This is a genomic window from Streptomyces sp. NPDC028635 (genome assembly GCF_040637635.1).
Lineage (GTDB): Bacteria > Actinomycetota > Actinomycetes > Streptomycetales > Streptomycetaceae > Streptomyces.
Genome location: NZ_JBEZWX010000054.1, coordinates 1 through 11,597, shown reverse-complemented (window position 1 = coordinate 11,597; position 11,597 = coordinate 1). Strand labels below are relative to the sequence as shown.

The 11,597-nt window shown below is 74.2% G+C and carries 9 protein-coding genes; 7 read left to right on the top strand and 2 right to left on the bottom strand.

Annotated elements, in window-relative coordinates; genetic code table 11:
- Positions 1-160 precede the first annotated feature (160 nt).
- The 4 genes from AB0E88_RS33030 (at position 161) to AB0E88_RS33015 (ending at position 5,919) form a co-directional block, all read left to right on the top strand.
- Positions 161-784 carry a GntR family transcriptional regulator gene (locus tag AB0E88_RS33030; protein ID WP_361638284.1) on the top strand — a complete coding sequence of 208 codons (624 nt, stop codon included), beginning with the start codon at positions 161-163 and terminating at the stop codon, positions 782-784.
- A 777-nt stretch (positions 785-1,561) separates the two neighbouring features.
- Positions 1,562-4,264: a pyruvate dehydrogenase (acetyl-transferring), homodimeric type gene (gene aceE / locus AB0E88_RS33025; protein ID WP_361638282.1), complete on the top strand. Its 2,703-nt coding sequence runs from the start codon at positions 1,562-1,564 to the stop codon at positions 4,262-4,264.
- Between the two features lie 78 nt (positions 4,265-4,342).
- A complete protein-coding gene (locus tag AB0E88_RS33020; RefSeq protein ID WP_361638280.1) occupies positions 4,343-5,344 on the top strand; it encodes a YafY family protein in 1,002 nt (333 codons plus the stop codon).
- A 56-nt stretch (positions 5,345-5,400) separates the two neighbouring features.
- On the top strand, positions 5,401-5,919 hold the full coding sequence (locus AB0E88_RS33015) for a DUF4240 domain-containing protein (RefSeq protein WP_361638330.1): 519 nt from the start codon (positions 5,401-5,403) through the stop codon (positions 5,917-5,919).
- Between the two features lie 31 nt (positions 5,920-5,950).
- Here the strand turns inward: AB0E88_RS33015 and AB0E88_RS33010 are convergent, their stop codons facing one another.
- Positions 5,951-6,799 (bottom strand): peptidoglycan recognition protein, encoded by an 849-nt coding sequence (locus AB0E88_RS33010; RefSeq protein ID WP_361638278.1) that lies wholly within the window; start codon positions 6,797-6,799, stop codon positions 5,951-5,953.
- Between the two features lie 199 nt (positions 6,800-6,998).
- Between AB0E88_RS33010 and AB0E88_RS33005 the strand changes: the two genes are divergently transcribed.
- The gene (locus AB0E88_RS33005) at positions 6,999-8,183 is read left to right on the top strand and encodes a MarP family serine protease (protein WP_361638276.1); all 1,185 of its coding nucleotides are present in this window, start codon (positions 6,999-7,001) and stop codon (positions 8,181-8,183) included.
- A gap of 13 nt (positions 8,184-8,196) precedes the next feature.
- Here the strand turns inward: AB0E88_RS33005 and AB0E88_RS33000 are convergent, their stop codons facing one another.
- Positions 8,197-8,694 (bottom strand): GNAT family N-acetyltransferase, encoded by a 498-nt coding sequence (locus tag AB0E88_RS33000; protein WP_361638274.1) that lies wholly within the window; start codon positions 8,692-8,694, stop codon positions 8,197-8,199.
- A gap of 73 nt (positions 8,695-8,767) precedes the next feature.
- On the opposite strand from AB0E88_RS33000, the gene AB0E88_RS32995 reads away from it, so the two are divergent.
- Both AB0E88_RS32995 and AB0E88_RS32990 read left to right on the top strand, forming a co-directional pair.
- The gene (locus AB0E88_RS32995; RefSeq protein WP_361638272.1) at positions 8,768-9,661 is read left to right on the top strand and encodes a TIGR01777 family oxidoreductase; all 894 of its coding nucleotides are present in this window, start codon (positions 8,768-8,770) and stop codon (positions 9,659-9,661) included.
- 172 nt (positions 9,662-9,833) lie between these two features.
- Positions 9,834-11,207 carry an NAD(P)/FAD-dependent oxidoreductase gene (locus AB0E88_RS32990; protein WP_361638270.1) on the top strand — a complete coding sequence of 458 codons (1,374 nt, stop codon included), beginning with the start codon at positions 9,834-9,836 and terminating at the stop codon, positions 11,205-11,207.
- Positions 11,208-11,597: the final 390 nt, after the last annotated feature.

Below are 11,597 nucleotides of genomic sequence, written 5' to 3'. Positions count from 1 at the left end.
CGCACCCGCCCGACCTGGGACGAACCCGGGTCAGTGGGCGCCCCGCCGGGCCCACGGCGTGTAACCCTGGTCTCACCTGCGCAAAGACACCCCTGCACGCCCTCCCCGCGGAGCGAAGCCGCCGTATTGTCTACATGTCAGCCCTCCCTAAGGAGCTCTCATGACCGCGCCCGTCGTCCACTCGCTGCGCGAACAGATCCGCGAGCACATCGTGGAGGGAATCGTCAGCGGGCGCTGGCAGCCGGGCGAGCGGATCGTGGAGCGCCGGATCGCCACCGAGCTGGAGGTCAGCCAGACTCCGGTCCGCGAGGCGCTGCGTGAGCTGGAGTCGCTGCGGCTGATCGAGTCCGCCCCGAACAAGGGCGTGCGGGTACGCAACCTCACGGCGGCCGACCTGGAGGAGAGCTACCCGGTGCGGGCCGGCCTGGAGGCCATCGCGGCCGAGCTGGCGGCGGAGAAGCTGGCGGTGGACTGCTCGGTCCTCCAGCCGCACGTCACGGCCCTGTACGCGGCCGACCGCAACGCCGACGGCACGGCCCAGGTGCGGCACACCGTGGGATTCCACCGCGAGCTGGTCCGCGCCGCCGACAACTCCGTCCTGCTGCACACCTGGGAGGGCCTCGGGATCGAGGTCTTCACCGCCCTGTCGATCCGCTGGCTGGGGACGGTGCAGCAGTCGTACGCGGAGGAGCACGAGGAGCTGGTGCAGGCCTTCCAGCGCCGTGACCCGCGGATCGCGGAGCTGGTGAAGGCCCACGTGCTGGGCTGCGCGCCCCGCGCGTAGGGCTGCCGCCCCGTCTCCTGGCACCGTCCTGGCGTGCCGGGCCACCGCCCGGTTTCCGGGCTGTGCCGCCCCGCGCGTACGGCTGCCGCCCCCTTCCCTGGCAGCGCCCCCCGCGTGTGGGTGCCTTCCGCTCCGCCGGCCGGTGGCCTGCCCTGCAGCCCCCTGGTTTTCGCCCCCGCCGCCCCTACCCGTCCCGTCCCCGGGGGCTCCGCCCCCGGACCCCCATCGCGCAGTTCCCCGCGCCCCTGAGGGGGCACGGGGGGACCGGCCTACGCCGGGTGCCCGCAGCGCGCTTGAGGGAGCACGGGGGGACCGGCCTGCGCCGGGTGCCCGTAGCGCCCCTGAAAGGGGCGCGGGGAACTGCGCGACCAGCCACCCACGGCCGGCACCCGCCACCCCACCGCACCACCCGAGACGCACCGCCCACACCCGACACCCCGCCGCACCATCCGATCCCCACCCCGGCCCCCGCCATCCCGCTGCACCACCCGAGCCCCCACCTCCACCCCAACGCAACCACCCGAGCCCCACCCCGCTCACCTGCACAAACAGCCCACTCGCACCGTCACCCCGTGCCACCGCCGGAGGCACCCCGTGCCTACTTTCTCGTGATCAAGAGGTTTTCGCCCTCAACCCTTTGATCGATCATCGATCACGGAGTTAGAGTCACCGACGGACTTCCACCGAAGTTCTTGAGCCCTGTCCTGCCAAAGACCAAGGGCACCTCCGAACCCTTCACTGTGAGGGAACCCCCCTTCGACTGAGGAAGGCGGCGACATGACCGACCCCAACGCCATCCAGCCGAGCGAGCTCGACCAGCTCCCGGACCGCGACCCCGAGGAGACCGCCGAATGGCAGGCCTCCCTGGACGCCGTCGCCAAGGCGGCCGGGCCGCACCGGGCCGCGTACCTGATGCGGCGCACGCTGGAGCGCGCCGAGGGCGCCGGCATCGCCCTGCCGAAGCTCCTCGAGACGGACTACGTCAACACCATCCCCACCTCCGCGGAGCCGGGCCTGCCCGGTGACCCGGAGATGGAGGCCCGCATCACCGCGTGGAACCGCTGGAACGCGGCCGCCATGGTGACCCGCGGCGCCAAGCACGGCGTCGGCGGCCACATCGCCACCTTCGCCTCCGCGGCCTGGCTCTACGAGACCGGCTTCAACCACTTCTTCAAGGGCAAGGAGGGCGACGGCTCCGGCGACCAGCTGTACATCCAGGGCCACGCCTCCCCCGGCATCTACGCCCGCGCCTTCCTGGACGGCCGCCTGACCGAGGCCCACCTGGACAACTTCCGCCAGGAGGCCGCCGGCCACGGCCTGCCGTCCTACCCGCACCCGCGCCGCCTGCCCTGGCTGTGGGAGTTCCCGACCGTCTCCATGGGCCTCGGCCCGCTGTCGGCGATCTACCAGGCGCGCTTCAACCGCTACCTCACCAACCGCGGCATCAAGGACGTCTCCGCCTCGCACGTGTGGGCGTTCCTCGGCGACGGCGAGATGGACGAGCCGGAGTCGACGGCGGCCCTCGCGCTCGCCGCCCGTGAGGAGCTGGACAACCTCACCTTCGTCATCAACTGCAATCTGCAGCGCCTGGACGGCCCGGTCCGCGCGAACTTCAAGATCGTGCAGGAGCTGGAGGCCCAGTTCCGCGGCGCCGGCTGGAACGTCGTCAAGACGCTGTGGGGCACCGCGTGGGACGAGCTGTTCGCGCTCGACACCACCGGCGCGCTCGTACGCCGGCTGCGCCAGGTACCGGACGCGCAGATCCAGACGTACCAGACCCGCGACGCCGCCTACATCCGCCAGGACTTCTTCGGCGCCGACCCGGCGCTCGCCGAGATGGCGAAGCTGCTCAGCGACGACAAGATCCTCGAGTGCTTCCACCTCTCGCGCGGTGGCCACGAGGCCCGCAAGGTCTACGCCGCGTACAAGGCCGCCGTCGAGCACAAGGGCGCGCCGACCGTGATCCTGGCCCAGACGGTCAAGGGCCACACCCTCGGCGAGGGCTTCGCGTCGAAGAACGCCAACCACCAGATGAAGAAGCTGACGGTGGACGAGTTCAAGGCGATGCGCGACCTGCTCGAGCTGCCGATCAAGGACAGCGACTTCGTCGACGGCGTGGTCCCCTACGGCCACCCGGGCGCCGACTCCCCCGAGGTCCGCTACCTCCAGGAGCGCCGCGCGGCGCTCGGCGGCCCGGCCCCGGCCCGCCGCACGCACGCGCTGGCTCCGCTGCCCGCCCCGGCCGAGAAGGCGTTCGCCGCCTTCGACAAGGGCTCCGGCTCGCAGAGCGTGGCGACCACGATGGCGTTCGTCCGCCTGGTCAAGGACCTGGTCCGCGACAAGGAGACCGGCAAGCGCTGGGTGCCGATCGTCCCCGACGAGGCGCGCACCTTCGGCATGGAGTCGCTCTTCCCGTCCCTCGGCATCTACTCGCCCAAGGGCCAGACGTACGAGCCGGTCGACCGCGACCAGCTGATGTACTACAAGGAAGCCAAGAACGGCCAGATCCTCAACGAGGGGATCACCGAGGCCGGCTCCATGGCCGACTTCATCGCCGCTTCGTCGTCGTACGCGACGCACGGCGAGGCGATGATCCCGTTCTACATCTTCTACTCGATGTTCGGCTGGCAGCGCACCGCCGACCAGATGTGGCAGCTCGGCGACCAGCTCGGCCGCGGCTTCCTCGTCGGCGCCACCGCCGGCCGCACCACGCTGACCGGTGAGGGCCTGCAGCACGCCGACGGCCACTCGCCGATGATCGCCGCCACCAACCCGGCCGCGCTCAGCTACGACCCCGCGTTCGCCTACGAGATCGCGGTGATCGTCCGTGAGGGTCTGCGCCGGATGTACGGCGAGGCCAAGCCGGGTGAGGACCAGAACGTCTTCTACTACCTGACGGTCTACAACGAGCCGATGCCGCAGCCGGCGAAGCCGCAGGGCCTCGGCATCGACGAGGGCATCGTCAAGGGCCTGTACCGCTTCAACACGGCGGAGTCGGCGGGCGTCACCGTCCCGGCGAACGCCCCGCGCATCCAGCTGCTGGGCTCCGGCACGGCGATCCACTGGGCGCTCAAGGCGCAGCAGCTGCTCGCCGACGAGTGGGGCGTGGCCGCCGACGTGTGGTCCGCGACCTCCTGGACGGAGCTGCGCCGGGACGCGCTGGAGGCCGACGCGGCTCTCCTGCGCGGCGAGGAGCGGGTGCCGTTCGTCCGTCAGGCGCTCCAGGGCGCCGAGGGCCCGGTGCTGGCCGTCTCCGACTACATGCGCCAGGTCCCGGACCAGATCGCGCAGTGGGTGGAGCAGGACTGGTCCTCGCTGGGCGCCGACGGCTTCGGTCTGTCGGACACCCGTGAGGCCGCCCGCCGCCACTTCGGCGTCGACGCGGAGTCGATCGTCGTCGCGGCGCTGGCCCAGCTCGCCGGCCGCGGCGAGGTCAAGGCCGCGTCGGTGAAGGAAGCCCGCGAGAAGTACGGCCTGTAAGCACGCCGGTCGCACGGTGAAGGGGTACGGCAGCCGCCGTACCCCTTCGTCGTCGGTGGGTCCCGGCATGATGGCCGTATGCGTGCTGCCCGCCTGATCAAGATGGTGCTGCTGTTGCAGTCCCGGCCCTCGATGACCGCCGCCGAGCTGGCGCGGGAGCTGGAGGTGTCGGAGCGGACCGTCACCCGGGACGCGCAGGCGCTGAGCGAGGCGGGCGTCCCGGTGTACGCGGACCGGGGCCGGGCCGGCGGGTACCGGCTGATCGGCGGGTACCGCACGCGGCTGACGGGGCTGGCGCGCGGCGAGGCGGAGGCGCTGTTCCTGTCCGGGGTGCCGGGGGCGCTGCGGGAGATGGGGCTGCAGGACGCCGCCTCGGCGGCCCGGCTGAAGGTGTCCGCCGCGCTGCTGCCGTCGCTGCGCGACGCCTCCCGTACGGCGGCACAGCGGTTCCATCTGGACGCGCCGGCCTGGTTCCGGGAACCGGAGACGCCTCGGCTGCTGCCTGCGGTCGCGGAGGCGGTGTGGGACGACCGCCGGGTCACGGCCCGCTACCGGCGGGGCGAGCGCGAGGTGGAGCGGGTGCTGGAGCCGTACGGGCTGGTCCTGAAGGCGGGGGTCTGGTACCTGTGCGCGCGGGTGCCCGAGGACGGGGCGTACCGCACGTACCGTATCGACCGGTTCTCCGCCGTCGCGGCCGGTGACGAGCGCTTCACGCGGGACGAGGACTTCGACCTGCCCGGCTTCTGGGCGGAGCACTCCGAGCGGTTCGCCCGCTCGCTGCTGCGCACCGAGGTCGTCGTACGGCTGTCCCCCGAGGGGGTGCGGGGTCTGCGGTGGGCCGTGGACGCGGTGTCCGCGCGGGAGGCGCTGGCGTCGGCCGGGGAGCCGGACGGCGAGGGCCGGGTGACGGTGACGCTGCCCGTGGAGTCCGAGGAGGTCGCGCACACCCAGCTGAGGGCGCTCGGGGCCGAGGCGGAGGTGCTGGCCCCGGCGGGCCTGCGCGCACGGTTCGCCGAGGAGGCGGCACGGCTGGCGCGGCTGTACGACGGCGCAGGTGACGCGGCGAGCGCCCGTCCGTGACGATGCGGCGCACTCCGCGTGCGCCCCCGTCCCCGACGCAGGATGCTGGACCCGTGATGGACGAGACGGAGTTCTGGGAGCTGATCGACGCCGCTCGCGAGGCCGCCGAGGGCGACCCGGAGGAACAGGCGGACCTGCTCGTCGAGCGGCTGCTCCAGCAGGACCCCGAGGCGGTGCTCGACTTCGCCCGTCACTTCGAGGTCCGCTACAACCGCGCCTACCGCTGGGACCTGTGGGGCGCGGCCTGGGTGCTGCTGGACGGGGCGAGCGACGACGCCTTCGACTTCTTCCGGTGCTGGCTGATCGGCCAGGGCCGGGAGGTGTTCGAGGGCGCCCTGCACGATCCGGACGCGCTCGCGGACCTGCTGGGCGACTTCGACGAGGAGATCGACGGCGACGGCGAGGAGCTGGGCTACGCCGCCGACGAGGCCTACGAACAGCTCACCGGCACGGTCGCCCCCGACCTGGGCATTCCGCCGGCCCCCTCGGAACCGGCGGGCACACCGGTCGACTTCGAGGACGAGGGTGTCCTCGCGGAGCGCTACCCGAAGCTCTGGTACCGCTTCCGCGAGTGAGCCGGGCCGCCGCCCGGGACCGGCCGCCTTGTCACCGGGCGGTCCTGCCTTGCAGTGCCGCGGCCCGCTGCCGTATCTCCGGCAGCCGGGCGATCAGGGCGGCGCCCGGGCAGGTGGTCTCGTAGGCGTCGCGATGGGCGGCGACCACGGGGAGGTCGGCGACGGCCCCGCGCGGGAAGCGGCTGCCGCTGTTGCTGGAGGTGAGGTGGGCGAGGCCGCGCGGGTCGACGTCGGCCGGCCCGAGCTTCCAGGCGATCAGGGCGGCGATGGCGTCGGTCATGGCGCGCGGCACCGGCGTGCTCCCGGTGAAGGTGCCGATGGCGGCGATGCCCGCGGTGCGGTGGTTGAAGCCCTGGGTGTGGGCGCCGGTGACCGGGCGGTCGACACCGCCGGCGCGGCCCTCGTAGACGGTGCCGCAGCGGTCGACGAGGAAGTTGTAGCCGATGTCGTCCCAGTCCCGGCCGCCGGTCTGGCCGGTGTAGACGTCCCGGATGATGCGGGGCGTGTCGGCGCAGTCGTAGGCGCTGGGGGTGTCGGTGTGGTGGACGAAGACGGCGACGACCTGGTCGTCGTAGCGCGGGGGCGGCTGTGCGCCGCGGACCTGGGTGCCGAGCCAGGCCGCGCGGGGCACGATCCGCGGCCGGGGCGCGGTGTGCGGCGCGGGGTGGGCGGCCTGCGGCCGGGTGGCGGGACGCGGGGAGGTGACGGCACGCTCCACGCCGGCCGCGCACAGCACCAGGGCGGCGGCCGCGGCCACGCCCGGCAGGCAGGCGGCCGCGGCGAGGGCGGGGCCGGGTATCCGGGGGCGGACGCCGCGGGCGGCGGTCCGGGCACCGCTGCGGGCCCGGACGGCTTCGCGCGCTCTTCGCACGACACGCATGAGTCCCACTGTGGGCGCGTCGCGACCGGTCCGCGATGTGTGGTGTGCCACCTGGTGGAACCATCGTCCCGGTCCGGGGCGTTTTCCGGGGTACCGCGGCGGTGACCGGTTCGATGGACGGCTGATCATCCGGCCCTTGGCGCGCGTACCCAGGGGTGCCCTTGGCCCGCACGTCCGGGGGCGAGAGAGAGGCGGCTTCGTGGACCTGCTCGACATCGTGCTGCTGCTGGTGATCCTGGCGTACGCGGGCTCCGGCTACCGGCGCGGCCTGGTGGCGGGGTGCGTCTCGCTGGCCGGTTTCGTGGGCGGTGCGGCGGTGGGCGTGTGGATCCTGCCCTGGGTGATGCGCCTGGTGTCGCCGGGGACGACCGCGGCGACGGTCGTGGCGGTGTTCACGGTGCTGGTGCCGGCCGTGGTGGGGCACGAGCTGGCGGGGCGGCTCGCGCTGCGGCTGCGTCGGGAGCTGGACCGGGGTCCGCTGCGGGTGGCCGACGGCGTCGGCGGGGCGGCGGCCAACGCGCTCGCCGTGCTGCTCGTGGCGTGGGTCGCGGCGAGCGTGCTCGGCGTGACCTCCACTCCGCTGGTGACGAGCGCGATACGCGACTCACGGCTGCTCGGCGCGGTGCAGGACGTCATGCCGGACACCACGCCGGCGTGGTTCTCGCGGGCCACGTCCGCGCTCACCGAGGCGGGCTTCCCGCAGGTGTTCAACCCGTTCGAGAACGAGTCGACGGCCGAGGTGCCCCGGCCCACCGGGGACAGTGTCACGGCGGCCGCCACGGACGCGGCGAAGCTGAGCACGGTGAAGATCGAGGGGGCCACGGGCACCCAGGGCCGCGAGGGCAGCGGCTTCGTGTACGCGCCGCGGCACGTGATGACCAACGCCCATGTGGTGGCGGGCATCGACCACCCGGGCGTGCGGGTGGGCGGCGTCGGCCGGACGTACGACGCGCGGGTGGTGCTGTTCGACCCGGACCGGGACGTGGCGGTGCTGTACGTGCCGGATCTGAAGGCGCCCGTGCTGCGCTTCGACGACGGCGCCCGGCGCGGCGACCGGGCGGTGGTGGCCGGCTATCCGCAGGACGGCGACCTCGATCTCCAGGCCGCGACGGTGGCCGGCCGGGTCCGTGCGACCGGCCAGAACATCTACAACGACGCGAGCGTGACCCGGGAGATCTACTCGATCCGCTCGACGGTGCGCCCGGGCAACTCCGGCGGCCCGCTGCTGACCACCGACGGCCGGGTGTTCGGTGTGGTCTTCGCCCGCTCCACCTCGGACGACGAGACGGGCTACGTCCTGACGGCGGCCGAGGTGGCCGAGGACGCCCGGCAGGCGGCGAACGCCACGGAGGCGGTGGACACGGGCGACCTGGTCACGTCGTAGCCCCCGGGGGGCGTCACACCAGCCGCATGCCCATCATCACGTCGTCGACGTACACGCCGTCCAGGAAGAACTCCTCCGGCTGTACGCCCTCGACGACGAAGCCCTCCGACTCGTACAGGGCGCGCGCCACGGTGTTGTGCCCGAGGACGCGCAGGGTGATCCGCCGGAACCCCTTGGCGCGGGCCTCGGCCACGGCCGCCCGCAGCAGGGCCCGCCCGACGCCCTTGCCGCGCGCCTCGTCGGCGACGGCGAGGCCGCGGATGTAGCGCACGTGCGCGTTCGAGGGGAGCGGGGTGGGCGTGCCGAGTCGGAGGTATCCGACGACGCGGCCGTCGGTCTCGGCGACCAGATGGGCCTCGGGCCCGGCGTCCCGCGGGAAGAAGGGGGCGTCCGGCGCGGGCGGCCCCGAGACGGCGTGCAGGGGGGACCACACGGCGCGGTCCAGCCGGCGCAGTGCATCCTCGTCCTCGGCTCGGGCGGTACGTATGAGCGACGGATTCGACTCGGGCATGCCGGTCACCCTACGGGGCCGGGTGCACGCGTCTCACCGCGGTTTCCCGCGGGCACCGGAGAGGATGTGGGTCATGCACCCTGCACGCATCGCGGTGGCCGGCGCGTCCGGCCTCATCGGCAGCGCCCTGGCCCGTTCCCTGACCGCCGACGGGCACCGGGTGGTCCGTCTGGTGCGGCGCGAGCCGGCCGGCCCGGACGAGGTCCGCTGGGACCCGGAGCGCTCGTACGTGGACGGCGGCGCGCTGGAGGGCTGTGACGCCGTGGTCAACCTCGCCGGGGCCGGGATCGGCGACCGCCGCTGGAGCGCGGCGTACAAGGCGCGGATCCGTTCCAGCCGCGTCGAGGGCACCCGGACGCTCGCGCGGGCCCTCGCGTCCCTGGACCGGCCGCCGCGGGTGTTCGTGAACGGCAGCGCGATCGGCATCTACGGCGACACGGGCGACAGGGCGGTGGACGAGGACGCGGCGCCCGGCACCGGCTTCCTGCCCGAGCTGTGCGTGGAGTGGGAGGCGGCCACGGAACCGGCGCGCGCGGCCGGGGTGCGCACGGTGCTGCCGCGCACCGGCCTGGTGGTGTCGAGGTCGGGCGGCGCGTGGGGCCGTCTCTTCCCGCTGTTCCGGGCGGGGCTCGGCGGCAGGCTGGGCGACGGCCGGCAGTACTGGTCGTACATCGCGCTGCACGACGAGGTCGCCGCGCTCCGCCATCTGCTGGACCGCACGGACCTGTCGGGCCCGTTCAACCTCACCGCCCCCGAGCCCCTGACGAACGGTGAGATCACCGAGGCCATGGCGCGCGTCCTGAACCGTCCGGCCGCGCTGCCCGTCCCCGCTTCCGCGCTGCGCCTGGCCCTCGGTGAGATGGCGGGCGACGTCCTGGGCAGCCAGCGGGTCCTCCCCGCGCGGCTGCTGCGGTCGGGCTTCACGTTCGCGTTCCCGGGCATCGAGGATGCGATCCGCGCGGCGTGAGACAGAACCGGGGACGGATGTGACCGTATGCGACCGGCGTGCGCCCGTGCCCTGTCCATGCGCGACTGTTCCTGACCGATCACCGCCCTAACCTCGACCCGAACTCGGGTATCCGGGACGCCCGTTGGGGGCATGACGTCTCCACCGGCCGCGCAACCTCGAGGAGGGGCACGTGCTTGAGCCCGCGTACCAGGCAGACGTCGTCGTCGTGGGAGCCGGGGTTGCCGGACTCTCGGCAGCGCATCGGCTGACCAGCGCAGGAATCACCACCGCGGTACTGGAGGCCGCCCCATGCGTGGGCGGCCGCATGGCGACGGAGAAGGTCGACGGCTTCCGGCTCGACCGCGTCGGCCGGCTGCTGTCCACCGCGTATCCCGAACTACGCCTGACCCCGGGGCTGGAGGCGCTGCCCGTGCGTCCCTTCGCCCCCGGCGTCCTGCTGCACAGCGACGGCCGGCATCACCACGCCGGTGCCACCGCGGCCGGCCGGGGCGCACGGAGCACCGGGGGCGCACGCGGCGCACTATACGTAGTGCGCGCCCTGGCGAGTGCGCCCCGTACGGCCGCCGCGCCCCGGGCCCGCGCGAGTGCCCCGCTGGGCACCCCGGTCGACCAGGCCCGGCTGGTCCCGGCCCTGACCCGGCTGGCCAACCTGCCGATCGACGAGGTCCTCGCCCGCCCGGAGACACAGGCGGGCCTCTCCCTCACCGCGCGCGGCCTGCCCGCCCGCACCGTCGAGGGCTTCCTGCGCCCGCTGCTGGCCGCCCTGCTGTGCGACCCGGAGCTGACCACGTCCAGCCGCTGCGCCGACCTGGCCCTGCGCGCGTTCGCCGCGGGCCGGCTGTGCCTGCCGGAGGGCGGCGCGGACGTCCTGCCGGAGCTGCTGGCCCGCACCCTGCCGCCGGGCACCGTGCACACCGGCGTCCGCGTCACGTCGGTCGCCACGACCTCCGTGACGACCGCCGAACACGGCGTCTTCCGCTGCCGCGCGGTCCTGGTCGCCACCGACGCCCGCACCGCCGCCGAGCTGCTGCCGGGCCTGCGGGTGCCCTCCTTCCACCCGGTGACGGTCGTCCACCACACGACCGACGACCCGCCGGGCACGGACGCCTCCCTGCTGCTGGACGCCGACCGCGGCGGCCCGGTCGCCCATACGGCGGTGATCAGCAGCGTCGACCCGACCCGCGCGCCAGCGGGCCGCGCCCTGATCTCCTCCACGGTCCTCGGCACCCCGCCCGCCGACGTGGACACCGCCGTCCGCCTCCACCTGGCCCGCCTCTACGGCACGTCCACGGCCCGCTGGGAAACCCTGGCCGTCCACCACACCCCCGAGGCGGTCCCGGCCATGCGCCCCCCGCACGACCTGCACAAACCCGTACGCCTCCTGGCCGGCCTCTACGTCTGCGGCGACCACCGCGACACGAGCACGGTCCAGGGCGCCCTGCACTCCGCCCACCGAGCCACGACGGCCCTCCTGACCGACCTGGGCCTGACAGGCTCCCTCCACCGAGCGGACCCCACGAGCACGCTCCCCCGCGCGGCGTGACGCCCCCTCGCGCCCCCCGTCACCACGGAGATCCCGCCGGCCGGGGGGCGCGAGGGCCCGTGCGGGCACGTCGCGGCCGGCCGCGCAGTTCCCCGCGCCCCTAGGTGACCGCGGTTGCCGTCGCCCTGGGCGGACCACCCGCCTCAGGCCGCACCAGGCCCGCGCGGGCACGTCGTGGCTGGTCGCGCAGTTCCCCGCGCCCCTAGGTGTCCACGGTCACCGTCCGCCATGGACGGACCGCCCATCCCGCACCCGACTCGGAAGGGGTGACGGGCCGCAGGCGCCGACGGCGGGAAGGGGACGGGGTGGGGGGTGTCCGCCCGCAGCGGCCGGCACCGGGCAACGGCGCCCCTCGTCGGGAACGGGCGGCCGGACCGAGGACGGACACCC

Bases quoted from the DNA above. Each gene is read 5' to 3' on its own strand.
- AB0E88_RS33030 (WP_361638284.1), top strand. From the start codon at position 161: ATGACCGCGCCCGTCGTCCACTCGCTGCGCGAACAGATCCGCGAGCAC.
- aceE (WP_361638282.1), top strand. From the start codon at position 1,562: ATGACCGACCCCAACGCCATCCAGCCGAGCGAGCTCGACCAGCTCCCG.
- AB0E88_RS33020 (WP_361638280.1), top strand. From the start codon at position 4,343: ATGCGTGCTGCCCGCCTGATCAAGATGGTGCTGCTGTTGCAGTCCCGG.
- AB0E88_RS33015 (WP_361638330.1), top strand. From the start codon at position 5,401: ATGGACGAGACGGAGTTCTGGGAGCTGATCGACGCCGCTCGCGAGGCC.
- AB0E88_RS33010 (WP_361638278.1), bottom strand. From the start codon at position 6,799: ATGCGTGTCGTGCGAAGAGCGCGCGAAGCCGTCCGGGCCCGCAGCGGT.
- AB0E88_RS33000 (WP_361638274.1), bottom strand. From the start codon at position 8,694: ATGCCCGAGTCGAATCCGTCGCTCATACGTACCGCCCGAGCCGAGGAC.
- AB0E88_RS32995 (WP_361638272.1), top strand. From the start codon at position 8,768: ATGCACCCTGCACGCATCGCGGTGGCCGGCGCGTCCGGCCTCATCGGC.